The organism is Enterococcus sp. DIV0703, assembly GCF_051711065.1.
Classification (GTDB): Bacteria; Bacillota; Bacilli; order Lactobacillales; family Enterococcaceae; genus Enterococcus_B; species Enterococcus_B hirae.
In genome coordinates this window covers 2,314,955-2,330,287 of the sequence record NZ_JBIOLX010000001.1, presented here as the reverse complement: position 1 = coordinate 2,330,287, position 15,333 = coordinate 2,314,955, and the positions used below count along the sequence as shown (strand labels likewise).

12 protein-coding genes and 1 other annotated feature are annotated in these 15,333 nt (G+C 38.2%); of the genes, 10 read left to right on the top strand and 2 right to left on the bottom strand.

Annotation, left to right across the window (positions count from 1 at the left end):
- The first annotated feature begins 266 nt into the window (after positions 1-266).
- Positions 267-1,394, top strand: a complete 1,128-nt coding sequence (locus IGK81_RS10670) for an aminotransferase (protein ID WP_034700652.1) — start codon at positions 267-269, stop codon at positions 1,392-1,394.
- A gap of 380 nt (positions 1,395-1,774) precedes the next feature.
- The gene (locus IGK81_RS10665) at positions 1,775-2,476 is read left to right on the top strand and encodes a hypothetical protein (RefSeq protein ID WP_431393463.1); all 702 of its coding nucleotides are present in this window, start codon (positions 1,775-1,777) and stop codon (positions 2,474-2,476) included.
- A 301-nt stretch (positions 2,477-2,777) separates the two neighbouring features.
- On the opposite strand, the gene IGK81_RS10660 is transcribed toward IGK81_RS10665, so the two are convergent.
- Positions 2,778-4,079, bottom strand: a complete 1,302-nt coding sequence (locus IGK81_RS10660; protein ID WP_010737145.1) for a multidrug efflux MFS transporter — start codon at positions 4,077-4,079, stop codon at positions 2,778-2,780.
- A 149-nt stretch (positions 4,080-4,228) separates the two neighbouring features.
- Between IGK81_RS10660 and IGK81_RS10655 the strand changes: the two genes are divergently transcribed.
- The 3 genes from IGK81_RS10655 to IGK81_RS10645 all read left to right on the top strand — a co-directional run bounded on the left by IGK81_RS10655 (position 4,229) and on the right by IGK81_RS10645 (position 7,301).
- A complete protein-coding gene (locus IGK81_RS10655) occupies positions 4,229-4,795 on the top strand; it encodes a TetR/AcrR family transcriptional regulator (protein WP_034700638.1) in 567 nt (188 codons plus the stop codon).
- A gap of 123 nt (positions 4,796-4,918) precedes the next feature.
- A complete protein-coding gene (locus tag IGK81_RS10650) occupies positions 4,919-5,296 on the top strand; it encodes a DUF1033 family protein (protein ID WP_010720800.1) in 378 nt (125 codons plus the stop codon).
- Positions 5,229-7,301: a DNA topoisomerase III gene (locus IGK81_RS10645; RefSeq protein ID WP_080704624.1), complete on the top strand. Its 2,073-nt coding sequence runs from the start codon at positions 5,229-5,231 to the stop codon at positions 7,299-7,301. The genes IGK81_RS10650 and IGK81_RS10645 overlap by 68 nt, the downstream gene beginning before the upstream one ends.
- Positions 7,302-7,531: 230 nt before the next feature.
- Here IGK81_RS10645 and IGK81_RS10640 read toward each other — a convergent pair whose 3' ends face one another.
- Positions 7,532-8,017 carry a prolyl-tRNA synthetase associated domain-containing protein gene (locus tag IGK81_RS10640; RefSeq protein WP_034700635.1) on the bottom strand — a complete coding sequence of 162 codons (486 nt, stop codon included), beginning with the start codon at positions 8,015-8,017 and terminating at the stop codon, positions 7,532-7,534.
- 92 nt (positions 8,018-8,109) lie between these two features.
- Positions 8,110-8,340: a binding site (T-box leader), on the top strand.
- Positions 8,341-8,543: 203 nt separating this feature from the next.
- Here IGK81_RS10640 and IGK81_RS10635 point away from each other — a divergent pair.
- The 5 genes from IGK81_RS10635 to IGK81_RS10615 all read left to right on the top strand — a co-directional run bounded on the left by IGK81_RS10635 (position 8,544) and on the right by IGK81_RS10615 (position 15,114).
- Positions 8,544-9,185 (top strand): amino acid ABC transporter permease, encoded by a 642-nt coding sequence (locus tag IGK81_RS10635; RefSeq protein ID WP_010720797.1) that lies wholly within the window; start codon positions 8,544-8,546, stop codon positions 9,183-9,185.
- Between the two features lie 11 nt (positions 9,186-9,196).
- Positions 9,197-9,832, top strand: coding sequence for an amino acid ABC transporter ATP-binding protein (locus IGK81_RS10630; protein ID WP_034700633.1), 636 nt, complete (start codon positions 9,197-9,199; stop codon positions 9,830-9,832).
- Between the two features lie 16 nt (positions 9,833-9,848).
- On the top strand, positions 9,849-10,667 hold the full coding sequence (locus tag IGK81_RS10625) for an amino acid ABC transporter substrate-binding protein (RefSeq protein WP_034700631.1): 819 nt from the start codon (positions 9,849-9,851) through the stop codon (positions 10,665-10,667).
- 272 nt (positions 10,668-10,939) lie between these two features.
- Positions 10,940-12,376 (top strand): glycoside hydrolase family 1 protein, encoded by a 1,437-nt coding sequence (locus IGK81_RS10620; RefSeq protein WP_010720794.1) that lies wholly within the window; start codon positions 10,940-10,942, stop codon positions 12,374-12,376.
- Positions 12,377-12,672: 296 nt separating this feature from the next.
- Positions 12,673-15,114, top strand: coding sequence for a DNA translocase FtsK (locus IGK81_RS10615; RefSeq protein WP_412003980.1), 2,442 nt, complete (start codon positions 12,673-12,675; stop codon positions 15,112-15,114).
- The last annotated feature ends 219 nt before the right edge of the window (positions 15,115-15,333 follow it).

The following is a 15,333-nucleotide window of genomic DNA, read 5'->3' as shown; positions in this document are numbered from 1 at the left end:
GTTTTTGAAGCAAAGAGTTTTCAGATTTTTGTCTAATAATTTTTTCTGAAGAAAACAGTGTCAGGCGACTTTTTCAACAGGCGGTTCTATCTATTTGAAAGCGTTATTTTTAAAAAGAGAGTATAATAAAAAAGGAAACCGACCGTTTATCTCATTTACATGGCATCTAGGATTAGGAGAGACGAATGGTTCTTGGTTTGTTTGAGTATCAACGAATAGAAAGTAGTGAATCAAAAATATTGAAGAAAGCAAAAGGAGCGAAAAAGATGGAAATCACACATTTTGGACTGGAAGAATGGTTGAATAAGTGGGAAAAAGAAGCAGTATATGACCTTGCACAAAGTTCCATCGAAGCACTGACGTTAGAAGAACTGATTGGGTTAGACGGAACGACAGTTACTGATTTTTTTCAATCTTTGAGTAAAACGTCGTTGGATTATGGGTGGAGCGAGGGGACGGCAACTTTCAAAAAAGAAGTCGCTTCTTTGTATCAATCGCTTTCTTCAGAAAACATTATTCAAACCAATGGGGCGACTGGGGCGAACCTTTTGGCGCTGTATGGATTGATTGAACCAGGAGATCATGTGGTCTCCATGTTGCCAACCTATCAGCAATTGTATGACTTACCCAAATCTTTAGGTGCAACTGTTGATTTCGTACCACTCACAGAAGAAGAGGAATGGCGTTTTGATAGTGTGAAATTAGTTGATGTGATCCAACCAAATACTAAAATGATTTGTTTAAACAGTGCCAATAATCCAACAGGTACATTGTTGGATCGCCAAACATTGGAAGAAATTATCGAAATTGCCGAAAAAGTCGATGCGTATATTTTGATGGATGAGGTGTATGCCCCATTAGCAGGGGGAGATTTTGTCTCAATCGTGGATCTGTATGACAAGGGGATTACGACTAATTCATTGTCAAAGACTTATTCTGTTCCTGGTATACGCATCGGCTGGGTAGCAGCGAATCAAGAAATCATTGAGCGTTTAAGAAAATACCATACCTATTTAGTACTTAGCGGTGGTGTTTTGTCAGATGCATTAGCGGTTCACGCACTGAGGAATAAAGAAAAGATCCTTGCACGAAATAAAAAAATCGTTTCGGAGAATTTAGCTATCGTTGAAAAATGGCTGGCTGATGAACCAAATGTCCAATTAGTGTTGCCGAATCACGTGTCAACGTCATTCATTCGCTTGAACATAACAGAAGATGATGAGCAATTTTGTATTGATCTTCTGAGAGAAACTGGTGTCTTACTGGTCCCAGGTAGTGCCTATGGGGTGCCTCAACATGCGCGCTTAGGGTATTGTTGCAGGAAAGAAACATTAGAAAAAGGGTTAGCCTTACTTTCAGAATATCTAAAAGAACGTGGAAATAACAAAGCTTGAGAAATTGAAGAGATCTCCAAACGTTAGATTTTTTGGTCTATCTTTTGGAGGTCTCTTTAATTTAAGGTGTGTTTTTATCAATTTTGTTAGGAATAAAATAATTATTTTTGATGTTGCCAAACACGCTCTTTTTTATTTTTTGTTCTTCAAATTTTTTATAATATAAGTGATAGAGAGGACTACTAAAATAATAACTAAAAATGTAAAAATAAGTCTAAAAGATAACACGAGTTTTATAATTAAATTCCCCATTTTAATTATTCTCCTTTTTATAAAAAAGCTTTATTTTACTACAAGAGAGCGTTTTCTTTGTATATTTTTTAATAAGTGTTATTATAACCTTGTGGAAAATAATATCATATACTATAGGAGGAATGCAAATGTTTTTTAGGAAGATGGTTGGATTAGGAATATTAAGTGTTACAGCTTTAACATGTTTTAATGGTGTTACTAATGTTCATGCTTCAGATATAATTTCATCACAAGCCAATGAACCATTAGAATTAAGTCTTGATAATGTTTATAATTTGGAACAAAAAACTTCAAGAATAAGCAAATATGTGTTTGAAACAAAAAATTATACTAATAACAGAACGACAAGCGCATTTGAAAAGATTCAGGTAGATTTTACGGATGCAGTATTTTATGATGAAGAGGGAAATATAGTCAATAAAAATAGTGTAATAGAAAATATCGCAAAGGATATTGAAGACTCTCAAAATACAAATCAAAAACGTAGTACTTGGAGAGAAGGTGGAAGTTGGACTAGCGGATCTGGGTATTCTATTTGTAAAGGGACAGCTATTCATGGATTTTCATTTGGGTTTGAATTAGTTTTTAAAGCTGATTATACAAGTGTGCAAGGTGGATATGATCAAATTGATAGAATCTATGGTGTAAACTTTGCTGGTTTTGGCTCTTGGTCTCCGATTTCTAGTGGGATATTTAGAAAAAAAGAACAAGCAGGTTATTCAGCATATGGTGGAGTAAAAGGTGCCTTGTCTAGCAATGGGCTCACTAAGTCAATGTACCTTTATCTTCGAGTAGGTAATGATACTGCTTGGATTGACAGTAATATGTAAAATGATCATTCATTTATAACTTAGAAAATATAAAATTTATGAGTGTGGAACAATAATCCTTTCTCAAAAAGAAGATAAGTCTAATTTTGATTTATAACATCAAAATTAGACTTATCTTTCCTATTATTGACACCTTGTCCTTTATTTTCCAAATTTTATCAATCTAAATCGATATCAATCGTTGCTCCTTGTTTCCAAATGTAAATAAAAGCAATGGAACGCCAATTGAGCTTTTGGGGGTCTCTTCAATCTGGAATATGACGATAGTTCTTGTTTATCCAGATTGACTATTAGTAAGCAATCAATGTCCATGAGGTTGTGTGTGTTTGTCTGAAGAAAGGACAGGTGTATCGGATGTTTCTGATGAGTCAACAAGCTCATTGTCATGGATTTCTTGTGTGTTACGACGTACTAGTAAGAAGTTCACTAAAACAAGTAAAGAAGTGGAAAGAAAGACTCCTCGGTAACCAAACACGCTTGAAACGCTCGAACCAATCATTGGACCAACGACATTCCCAGTTGCTTGGAAGGATTGATTGTAGCTAAAAATCCGACCGGCGGCGTGATGTGGGGAATATTTGGTGATCAAAGCTTGGACAGCTGGAAGCAAACAAGCATCTGAAATACCGATCAAAAAACGCAACGCAGCCAGTTCCCAGACATTCGTCACAAAGGCCATTGGGATATAAACTAAAATTGCAAATCCTAAGCCAATGGCTAAAATACGTTCACTCCCGATTTTATCGCCTAAGCGACCAAAACGAGGAGCGGCGATCAATGTGGCAATTCCTGGGATCGAAGCAATGATCCCACTAATCAGCGTGACACTGCCATGTCCATTTAGTAATTGACGAATATATAAACTAATGATTGGGCTAATAGAATTATTCGAAGCTTGAATAATCATTGTTGTGACGAACATACCAATCACGACATGGGGATATTTCAATTCTTTGAATATTTGTTTGGCAGAAGCCATATTTTCCTTTTTAATAGGTACAAATGTTTCATGAACAAAGAAAAGACTTAATAAAAAGACGAAAAATAAAATGATTCCTGTGATGAAGAAAGTTGGACGATAACCAAATGCTGAGGCTGAAATCCCCCCAAGTAAAGGACCAAGCAACGTTCCTGTGACGGAACCAGTAGCCAATGTTCCTAGGACTTGACCACTTTTTTCTTTCGGCGTACCAGTAGCGACAAGGGCAGTAGCATTACTGATGTAACCAGAAAAGATCCCTTGTAACAACCGAAGTGCAACGAGTTGATACACACTGGTCACACAACCCATCAAGGCAATAACGACAGCCATCCCTAAGGAAGCACGCAAGAGCATCAATTTTCTGCCTTTCTGATCGGCTAATTTGCCCCACCAAGGAGAAATCAATGTGGTGACGAAGAACGTAGAAGAAAAGGTCAACCCACTCCAAAAATTCAATTGCGACGTACTATAGTTACCTAACGTATCTATGTATAGTGACATAAACGGCATGACTAAGCTAAACCCAATTCCTGCCATAAAAGTCCCAAACCATAAGACAAATAAGTTTTGTTCCCAAGTTTCTCTTTTCCTAAATAATTTTTCTTTGATGCGTGTGGTCACTGTTATGTCCTTCTTTCTGAAAATTTTCATTTACATTCGCTTATTATAAACTACAATGTGTAGTTTATCAATGGAAGCCTCTTTTTTAAGTTCGTTTTTCATGGTAAACTAAAGTTGTTAAGTAGTTAACATACGAGAGGAACAACGAAATGAAAAAAAGAAATCTATCTCAAGAAAAAATCATCGCTTGCTTTCGTGGACTAGCGGAAGAGATGGATGTTCAACAAGTCACTTTTCAACACCTGGCTAAGGCGCTAGACGTCAAGTCTCCTTCCCTCTATAATCATTTTAAAAATATGCGTGATGTAAAGACCGCATTAACTGCAAAATTATTACAAGAGTTAAACGATGCGTTGCGTCGTTCTTTGGTTGGAAAAAGCGGAGCAGAGGCGCTGCGTGTCTATGCACAAGTCTATCAGTCTTTTGCCTTTGCGAACCAGGCCGTTTACGAGTTACTGATCAGTGTCCCTCACACCAATGAGGAGATTTTGTTAGAAGGAATCTATGAAACGAACCAGATCATTCTACAATTATTTGATGCCTTTGACTTGACCCGAAAAGAAAAAACGCATCGCAGCAGAGAATTGCGAAGTATCATCCATGGCTATTTGTCTTTACGATTTTTAGGCTATTTCACAAAGGAAGCAACTGTGTCTCCTGAAGAGAGTTATTCTTGGATGATCAATGACTTTATTGCCACTTTACCAAGTAAATAAGTAGTACGTTTCTTTAAAATAGACAAATTCATAAAATGTCCCTTTTATAAGAGAAATTTCTTGCAACTTTCTTGAAAAGTGTCTAAGATGAGTCTAGTAAAATCGTAGAGAAGGAGCACGAGTATGTATCAAGTAGTGACAATGTTCGGAGATAATGAGCCTTGGTGGTTCTTTGAGAATTGGGAAGAGGATATCGAAGTAGAAGAAACATTTGATTCTTTTGAAGAAGCACAGGTTAATTATGAACAAAAATGGCTTGCAATCAAAAATAAATACGAATATATCCATGCAAAAAGCAACTTTCTAAGTGCCTTCTGGAATGACGGAGACGAGCGCTGGTGTGAAGAATGTGATGATGATCTTCAACAATATAAAGGGTTAGCCTTATTGAAAAATCATCAGCCAATCACTTTAGAAAGCAGAAAGGAATTTTATGAAACAACTAATTCTAGCGGAAAAACCAAGCGTTGCGAAAGACCTAAGCAAGGTGCTTGGTGCTAATCAAAAACACAAAAATTATTACGAAGGACCCAAGGTGATCGTTACTTGGGCCCTTGGTCATTTGTTAGGGCTGAAAATGCCTGAAGACCTCAATAAAGAATGGCAAAGTTGGCAAATGGAAACGTTGCCGATGATTCCTAAAAATTTAGGAATCAAACCACTGCCTAAAACAGGTCACCAATTAAAAACAATCAAGCAATTGGCGCAACGTAAAGATGTGTCAGAGGCTGTGATCGCTACGGATGCCGGAAGAGAAGGGGAATTGGTTGCTCGGTGGATCTTGGAATATGTCCGCTTCAATAAACCAGTGAAACGTCTTTGGATTTCTTCCCAAACAGATAAAGCAATCAAGACAGGATTCAAACAATTGAAGCCCGCAAAAGACTATGATGCACTTTACTATTCGGCGCTAGCTAGAGCAAAGGCTGACTGGTTAGTAGGATTGAACGTGACACGGGCGCTGACTGTGAAGTATCAAGATAATCTATCTGCTGGTCGAGTTCAAACTCCAACACTCGCATTGGTTAGAACACAAGAACGGAAAATTGAGACATTTAGACCACAAACCTATTTTTCAATTTTATTAGATGTGCAAAAACAACAAGCAAAGATGGTTCAAAAAAATCAATTCGCATTGAAATCTCATGAAGAAGCTCAATCATTAGTGAAAGAGTTAGCTAAAAATAAAGGGACTGTGACAGCCATCCAAGAAAAAGTAAAAGTGGAGCCGGCACCATTACCTTATGATCTAACGGAGATCCAGCGAGAAGCAAACCAACGTTATGGCTACTCTGCTAAAAAAACTTTGGGACTGGTCCAAAGTTTATATGAAACGCATAAAATCGTGACGTACCCTCGTACAGATAGCAAATATCTGACGAGTGATATGAAAAGTACGATGAAAGAGCGTTTACAGGCGGTCAGCGATTTTTCTCCAGAAGTGAAACAGTATTTAAAAAATGGGGCAGTTGTTCGACAAACAAAAGTATTCCAAGACAGTAAAGTCACTGATCACCATGCGTTATTACCAACTGAAAATCGTCCACGCTATGAGAAACTTAGCAACGAAGAACAAAAAATCTATCAGATGATTGTTACTCGATTCTTAGGATTATTCGCTGAACCACACAAAATCAGTCAAACAAAAGTGACTGTGACATTTGGCAAAGAACAATTTGTATTCCATCAAAATCAAGTCCTTCAAGCTGGTTGGAAAGATGTCAGTCAAAAGGAGAGCAATGAAGTGGACTGGATGGAGGGAATGCGTATCCAACCAGAATTTACGATCAAGAAAGAACTATCGGCACCGCCTAAGCCTTTGACAGAGGCGAGTTTACTAGGACTTATGGAAAAACATAGTTTAGGAACACCGGCAACTCGCGCCGAAATCATTGAAAAGTTGATCAAATCGGAATTGATGGAACGAACACCGCAAGGCTTGCAAGTCTCACCAAAAGGGAAGCAATTATTGGAATTAGTCAATCCTTCCTTAGTGACCCCTGATTTAACAGAAAGTTGGGAGAAAGACTTAGAAGCGATTGCAGCGGGGCAAAAACAAGCTAGCCAATTTTTAAGGGGCATTGAAAAAGAAACAAAACGATTGGTACAAGAAATCAAAACAAGTAAACAATCTTACCAAGATTTCTCGATCACACAGAAAAAATGTCCAGACTGCGGTTCCAATCTTAGAGAAAAAAATACTCGAGATGGCAAAATCTATGTCTGCACGAATCAAGATTGTCATTACCGTAGAAGAAAAGATCCAAAAGTCTCGAACCATCGTTGTCCACAATGTCATCGGAAAATGGAGATCATCGAAGGCAAAAATGGCGCTTATTTCCGTTGTAAATATGATGGGACGACCGAAAAAATGTTAGATAAAAAAGAACAAAAGAAAAAAATGACGAAGCACGAAGAACGTCGTTTATTGAAAAAGTACACGCAAGCAGAAGAACCGGAAGAAAGCCCACTTGCTGCAGCTTTAAAAGCAGCAATGAAGAAATAGCGTGTCGTTTGTTGAAAATCAGCAATGGTTTTTGAGACCACTATTGTATGTTAAAAAATGGTGATTGGTTTCAAGTGATTGCTGTTTATATAACATGGTTTAGAATGTGAAAGAAGCTTAGTCTGAGACATAAGTCATGAGGTTCCTCTTAGAAATTGTTGTTTTTACGTACAATTTTAGGAGGAACCTCATTTTTTGTATGTTGGGTTTTTTATCACAAATAGCCGTGCTTATAAATCTTCGTAGATAGGTGGATGTTCAAGGTATTCTAAAATCTTGATGAAATCTAAAAATGATAAGATCAATGTTGTCGTGTTGACATTTGGATGAAATCCTACGGTAGAGGTTTGATCAATGGCTGAGTCAATGACTACTTGAATCGCTTTTTCTTGATCATGCATCAATGCAAAAGGTGTAACAGTACCGGGAGCTACCCCTAATAAATCAAGGAGCTGTTCTTCTGAAAGAAAAGACAAACGCTTCTCATTCAGATGTTCTGCAAGTTGTTTCAAATTTGCCTGCTTTTCATCAGGTAAGATAACAAGATAAATTTGTTTCCCTTTTTTTGCTTTTAACACGAGATTCTTCACTTGAGGTCCTGGTAGTGTAAATGGCAGATTTTTGACAGAAGTAATCGGTGGATGATCCACCTTTTGATAGGAAATGCCTAGTAAATCAAGTAATTGATAGGCTTCTTTTTCAGTAGCAAAAACCATCGATTGATCGCTTCCTTTCTTTTTCTTTCATTCATTATAAAAAAATAATTGACAAAAGAAAAATAATCGTGTAAATTACACGTAAGTTAAAATCAACGACATCGAAAAGAAGAGTAGCGATTAAATGTTTGAAGAGAGTCTCTGGCAGGTGGAAAGAGATAGCAGTTAATGGTGAAACACATCTTGGAGTCGATTTTCTGAAATACAGTAGGAAAATCCGGGAAGCCCGTTACAGCTGCGGTCATTGCTTGATGACCAGATAAGGTTAGTTTCCGTGAGGGACTAGCAAAAAAAGGTGGAACCACGTAATTTACGTCCTTTGGTCATTTGACCGAAGGACGTTTTTTTTTTATTTTCGTGTGAAGTAAATGTCCAACAACAATTACTTTTGTTTTACCTCATTTTCTGGAATGACTGCGTGAGGTTTCTTTTGTGAAAAAGAAACAAACAGAGGTGGGAACACGTGTAATGCGTCCTCTTGACGAGAGTCAAGGGGATTTTTTTATTTAAAAGGAGGAAGAAAAAAATGAATTATTTGCTGGAAGTCATGCCACAACTATTAGTAGGGGCTCTTACAACGTTGAAATTATTTATTTTTACCTTGATTGGTTCATTGCCATTAGGGATCATTTTAGCATTAGGGTTGTCTTTACATTTTAAACCAATTCGTTATATCTTGCAGACCTATGTCTGGGTCATGCGTGGTACACCGTTATTACTACAATTGATTTTTGTTTTTTATGGATTGCCAACGATCGGGATCGTCTTTGACCGTTTTGAGGCAGCATTATTGGCTTTTGTTTTAAATTATGCCGCTTATTTTGCTGAGATTTTTCGTGGGGGGATTCAATCGATTCCCCAAGGACAATATGAAGCTGCGCAAGTGTTACAGTTGAGTCCTTTTCAAACCGTCACAAAAATCATTATCCCACAAGTGACAAAAATCGTTTTACCATCGGTTGGGAACGAAGTGATTAACTTAGTGAAAGACTCTTCATTGATCTATATCTTAGGACTAGGAGACGTTATGCGAGCAGGGAAGATTGCGATGGAACGTGATGCAACATTGCTACCATTACTAGGTGTGGCTTTCATCTATCTAGCACTAACCGGGATCTTAACGATCATCATGAAACAAGTAGAAGGAAAATTAAACTATTATCGCTAGGAGGAATGGACATGATTGAATTAAAGAAAGTAAATAAAGCATTTGGAGAAAAGAAAGTAATCAACGCGTTAGATCTAGTCATTCCAGATGGTCAAACCATGGCGATCGTCGGTCCTTCTGGTGGAGGGAAAACGACACTTTTGAGAATCTTAGCAGGATTGGAAAAAGCAGACAGTGGGGAATTTTATCTGGATGGTGTAGCCTTTGACCCATTTGAATTGAAAACGAAAGAGCAAGTCGTAGGTGTTGTTTTCCAAGATTTTCAACTGTTTCCACACTTAAGTATTTTTGACAATATCACTTTAGCGCCTAAAATGGTGTTGAAGCAATCGAAAGAAACGTATACGAAAAAAGCACAGGAATTAGCCGATTCACTTGGGATCAGTGATTTACTCAACAACTATCCTTATCAATTATCTGGCGGTCAAAAACAACGGGTAGCGATCGCACGTGCCTTGGCAATGAATCCTCGAGTTCTTGCTTATGATGAACCGACAAGTGCCTTAGACCCTGAGCTGCGACAACAAGTAGAAAACTTGATCGTCTCATTGAAGGCAGAAGGTGTGACACAAATCATCGTAACCCATGATTTGGTGTTTGCGGAAAATGTGGGAGATCAACTCGTGAAGGTCATCCCAAACAAGTAAGAAGGAGGGACACTTGATGAAAAAAATCAGTTTGCTACTTGCGATAGTTGCAGGGATCGTCTTTCTTTCTGGTTGTAGGAATGAAAAGACAGATAAAGACAATTGGTCAACGATTCAATCAGAAAAAAAGATCATCATCGGGTTAGATGACACCTTTGTACCGATGGGGTTTCGTGATAAAGAAGGAAAACTAACAGGTTTTGATATTGACCTTGCTAGAGCAGTTTTTAGAGAATATGACATCAAAGTCGTTTTCCAACCCATTGACTGGTCCATGAAAGAGTTTGAATTGAATAATGGGACGATTGATCTCATTTGGAATGGGTATACTAAAACAGCTGAAAGAGCAAAAAAAGTCCAATTTTCCAAACCTTATATGCAAAACGAACAAGTCCTGATCACTACGAAAAAATCAGGGATCACCAGCTTTGCTCAAATGAAGGACAAAATCCTAGGAGCTCAAAATGGTTCTTCTGGTTATGATGCCTTTATCAAACAACCAAAAATATTAAAAGATATTGTAAAAAATCAGGATGCTGTTTTATATGATAGCTTTAATGAAGCATTGATCGATTTGAAGAGTGGACGGATCGATGGGTTATTGATGGATAAAGTATATGCTGGTTTTTACTTGAAGCAAAAAAATGAGTTGGATCAGTTCAATATGATCAAAGGGGATTATCAAAGCGAAGATTTTGTCGTGGGTGCCCGAAAGAAAGACAAGGAATTAGTGAAGAAAATCAATGAAGGGATTGCGGAATTAGAAAAAACAGGAGAATTCCAACAAATCTCAGACAAATGGTTTGGTGAAGATGTGACACCCGTTCAGAAGTAAACAGGCAATCTAACATCATTGAGTGTCTTAAAAAGAAGCGTGGTAATTTGAGTGTCTCTTAGTTCACACGATAAAACCTATGAAATTAACCTGGGCCAAATGAATAAGCAAGAATTTTTGAAACACATATTTTAAAAAATTCTTGCTTATTTTTTGTCTGAAAAATTCCAATGATCATAAAATTGTTCAATGATTGATTTCTCCTTTTGTATTGAAAGGGGTTTCGTGTTATCCTTTTTTAGTAAGGATTGAAGCAAGAAAGGAAGAGATTGATGGAACACCAAAAATTAACTGAATTTCCCCAAGACTTTCTTTGGGGATCAGCCTCAGCGGCTTATCAAGTTGAAGGAGCCTGGCAAGAAGACGGCAAAGGAGAATCGGTATGGGATCGTTTTGTCCGTATTCCAGGGAAAACTTTTAAAGGAACAAACGGCGATCTAGCGGTTGATCACTATCATCGCTTTAAAGAAGATATTGCTTTAATGAAAGAACAAGGATTGAAAGCGTATCGTTTTTCAGTTGCTTGGACTCGCATTTTTCCTAATGGTCGTGGGGAAATCAATCAAGCAGGGTTAGCTTTTTATGAAGAGCTGATCGACGAGTTGATTGAAAACGGGATTGAACCAATGTTGACATTGTATCATTGGGATCTTCCACAAGCCTTGCAAGATGAGTATGCAGGTTGGGAATCACGCCAAATCATTGAAGATTTCACTAATTATGCTGAAACATTATTTAATGCTTTTCGAGGAAAAGTCCATTATTGGATCAGCTTGAATGAACAAAATATTTTTACTTCACTAGGCTATTTATTAGCTGCTCATCCACCAGGTGTTACTGATCCGAAACGGATGTATCAAGTGAACCATATTGCTAACTTAGCAAATGCAGCAGTGATCAATAAGTTTCATGAATTAGGAATGCCAGGTAAAATCGGTCCAAGTTTTGCTTACACACCTAATTATCCGATCAACAGCGATCCTAAAAATATTTTAGCTGCAGAAAATGCGGAAGATTTGATGGCTCATTACTGGATGGATGTCTACATGTGGGGCAAGTACCCGATCGCCGCTATGAAATTTTTAGAAGAACGTGGCTGGGCACCTGAAATGGTTGAAGGAGACGCAGAACTGCTTGAATCTGCTAAACCAGACTTCTTGGGGATCAACTATTATCAAACAGCGACTAATGCCTTTAATCCGTTGGATGGTGTAGGAGCTGGCAAAATGAATACGACTGGGAAAAAAGGATCTTCTGAAGAAACAGGCGTCCCAGGAATGTACAAAAAAGTCGACAATCCTTTCGTTGAACGTACGAATTGGGATTGGGAGATCGACCCAGAAGGATTGAGGATCGCTTTAAGACGGATTACGAGTCGCTACCGGATGCCTGTATTGATTACTGAAAATGGTTTAGGGGAATACGATGAATTGACAGAGGATAAAAAGATCCACGATGAGTATCGTATCGCTTACCTTTCAAGTCATGTCAAAGCGATTAAAGAAGCGATCTCAGATGGTGCTGAAGTCCTTGGCTATTGTACGTGGTCTTACACTGATCTGTTAAGTTGGTTGAATGGCTACCAAAAACGTTATGGATTTGTTTATGTCGATCAAGATGAAACTCAAGCAGGATCATTGGATCGCTACAAGAAAGATAGTTACTATTGGTACCAACAAGTGATCAAAGAAAATGGCTCAACGATCTGACCTTTTTGATAGTAAACGTTCAGGGAAATAAAGCGTGATCGCTTTTATCTAAAAATAGAAGCAGTGAGGATAAAACTTTCCAGCTTCATTGAGTTCACTGAATGAACCAAATGAATTTCGGTTTTTTTATCATAGTTTCTCGATAGGGGTGCAGGATCTAGCCATTGGTTATTTGAAAAAGTTTCTTAAAGTATATAAATACAGTGTTCGAAAAGAAAAACTTTAAACTTAGAAACAAAACTTTTGTTCCCTCGCTTTTTTTTGTATAATGGAACTTGATGAAATGAGGGATAAAAATGGCAAAGAAAAAACGTCCTGCAAAGAAAAAGAAAAAGACGAAAAAGCAACAACAGCAGCAGGAACAACTTCTTGCGATCAGTATCGGATTTGCATTGATCTTATTTGCCGTATTTGGCTTTTTAAAACTAGGTTTTTTAGGTATTTTAGTGGCAAATGGTTTTCGGATCATTGCAGGGAACACTTATCAGCTTCTCTGTATATTATTAGCTATTTTAGGTTTTTGGGTCGTTGTAAAAAATACCGATTTTAAAATCGGTAAAAGCCGTCGGTGGTTTGGAGGCATTCTTTTTTACTTAGGAATTCTTCTCTTTTTACATGCCCATCTATTCGGAAAACTCCATAGTGGCGAACCAAACATTCTAGGAACCACTTGGGATCTGTTAGCAAGTGACATCCAGCATGCTCGAGTCAGCAGTAATGTTGGTGGTGGGATGGTTGGAGCAGCACTCTATAATTTTACGTATTTCTTGATTGCTCAACCTGGTAGTTACTTTGTTGCCATTTTATTATTAATAAGTGGTGCAATTTTATTTAGCAATATCGAAGGCTATCAATTAGTCAATAGCTTGCAAGTGATGGGAGAACGAATGCAAGCACTGCTGGAAGGAGATCCTGCAAAGCAAGCGAAGAAACAAGCGGCGAAAGAAGAACGGCAAAAGCAACGAGCGAAAGCACGAGAAGAGAAAAAATTAGCAGCAAAAGAAGCGGCAGAAGCTGAGATCGCTGAGCTGGAAAAACGTCGTTCCGCTGAACAACAAGCAAAGTCTGCGCCTTCTTATGAAAAAATAGCAGATGATGAACCAGAACAACTCAGTTTTGTACCGATCGATAGTTTTCAAGGAACTGTCCCATCTGCGACAATGGATATGCCAAAAGCAGAGCCAACGGTCACAACGCCTACTGCATCTGAACCGTTAGAAGCAGAGAGCTTAGAAGATGATGGGACAGCATTAGAATTTGAAATCGAAGCAGAGCAGGAAAATCAAGATTATGAATTACCGTCAATCGATTTACTGGACTCGGTAAAAACGACGGATCAAAGTGACGAGTATAAAAAAATCGAGAAAAATATCGGAGTCTTGGAACAAACTTTTCAAAGTTTTGGCGTAGATGCGAAAGTCGTCAAAGCAAGTTTAGGACCCTCTGTGACAAAATTTGAAGTCCAACCAGCAGTGGGTGTCAAAGTAAGTAAAATCGTCAGTTTAACGGATGACATTGCATTAGCATTAGCGGCTAAAGATGTTCGGATGGAAGCACCGATCCCAGGTAAATCATTGATCGGAATCGAAGTACCGAATAGCAAGATCAGCATGGTGTCATTTAGAGAAATCATCGAAGCGCAACCCAATCATCCAGATAAGCTGTTAGAAGTGCCATTAGGAAGAGATGTTTCTGGGCGAGTCCAAACCGCAGACCTTTCTAAAATGCCTCACTTATTAGTAGCCGGATCGACAGGTAGTGGGAAATCGGTAGCAATCAATGGGATCATTACCAGCATTTTGATGCGAGCAAAACCCCATGAAGTCAAATTGATGATGATCGACCCCAAAATGGTGGAATTGAACATGTACAATGGGATTCCTCATCTTTTGACGCCAGTTGTGACTAACCCGAGAAAAGCTGCTCAAGCGTTGCAGAAAGTCGTTCAAGAAATGGAAGAACGTTATGAAAAATTCGCTGCTACTGGTGTTAGAAATATCACTGGTTATAATGAATTTGTCCAACAAAAAAACTTGGAAAATGGAACGAAACATCCTACCTTACCATTTATCGTGGTGATCGTGGATGAATTAGCTGACTTGATGATGGTTGCCAGCAATGAAGTCGAAGATGCTATTATTCGTTTGGCCCAAATGGCACGGGCAGCGGGAATCCATATGATTTTAGCGACCCAACGTCCAAGTGTGGATGTTATCACAGGGATCATCAAAGCGAATGTTCCTTCTCGTATGGCATTTGCAGTCTCTAGTGGAACGGACTCACGTACGATCATTGACTCCAATGGTGCGGAAAAGCTTCTCGGACGTGGGGATATGCTCTTCTTGCCAATGGGTGAAAACAAACCGATACGGGTTCAAGGTGCGTTTATTTCTGACCACGAAGTAGAACGAGTGGTCAACTTTGTAACAGATCAACAAGAAGCACATTATGAAGAAAAAATGATGCCTTCTGATGAAGTAGAATCAGGCGGTACCGCAGAACAACCACAAGATGAATTATTTGAAGAAGCTAAAGCACTTGTCATTGAAATGCAGACAGCAAGTATTTCATTATTGCAAAGAAGATTTAGAATTGGTTATAATCGGGCAGCACGCTTAGTCGATGAATTAGAAGCACATGGCGTAGTAGGACCTTCAGAAGGAAGTAAGCCAAGAAAAGTCTTCATTGAGCAAGTCGAAGAACCAATGGATATGATGCCAACGGATCACGAAACATAGAAAAAGTGCGTATGTGCTTGTCAGTTCTAACAATGAAACCGAAGAAACGCCAAAAGTAATTTTGGGTGTTCTTCGGTTTTTTTATGAGATTGATCACTTATTCATAAAAATCAAAAAAACGATAGCTAAAAAAGGAGGAGCATTCATAAACAGCCTAAGATTTGGTATCTTTGTTTTGTGAACTATTGCATTAGTTGTTAGAATCAGTTATAGTATGTA

Bases quoted from the DNA above. Each gene is read 5' to 3' on its own strand.
- IGK81_RS10670 (WP_034700652.1), top strand. From the start codon at position 267: ATGGAAATCACACATTTTGGACTGGAAGAATGGTTGAATAAGTGGGAA.
- IGK81_RS10665 (WP_431393463.1), top strand. From the start codon at position 1,775: ATGTTTTTTAGGAAGATGGTTGGATTAGGAATATTAAGTGTTACAGCT.
- IGK81_RS10655 (WP_034700638.1), top strand. From the start codon at position 4,229: ATGAAAAAAAGAAATCTATCTCAAGAAAAAATCATCGCTTGCTTTCGT.
- IGK81_RS10650 (WP_010720800.1), top strand. From the start codon at position 4,919: ATGTATCAAGTAGTGACAATGTTCGGAGATAATGAGCCTTGGTGGTTC.
- IGK81_RS10645 (WP_080704624.1), top strand. From the start codon at position 5,229: ATGAAACAACTAATTCTAGCGGAAAAACCAAGCGTTGCGAAAGACCTA.
- IGK81_RS10640 (WP_034700635.1), bottom strand. From the start codon at position 8,017: ATGGTTTTTGCTACTGAAAAAGAAGCCTATCAATTACTTGATTTACTA.
- IGK81_RS10635 (WP_010720797.1), top strand. From the start codon at position 8,544: ATGAATTATTTGCTGGAAGTCATGCCACAACTATTAGTAGGGGCTCTT.
- IGK81_RS10630 (WP_034700633.1), top strand. From the start codon at position 9,197: ATGATTGAATTAAAGAAAGTAAATAAAGCATTTGGAGAAAAGAAAGTA.
- IGK81_RS10625 (WP_034700631.1), top strand. From the start codon at position 9,849: ATGAAAAAAATCAGTTTGCTACTTGCGATAGTTGCAGGGATCGTCTTT.
- IGK81_RS10620 (WP_010720794.1), top strand. From the start codon at position 10,940: ATGGAACACCAAAAATTAACTGAATTTCCCCAAGACTTTCTTTGGGGA.
- IGK81_RS10615 (WP_412003980.1), top strand. From the start codon at position 12,673: ATGGCAAAGAAAAAACGTCCTGCAAAGAAAAAGAAAAAGACGAAAAAG.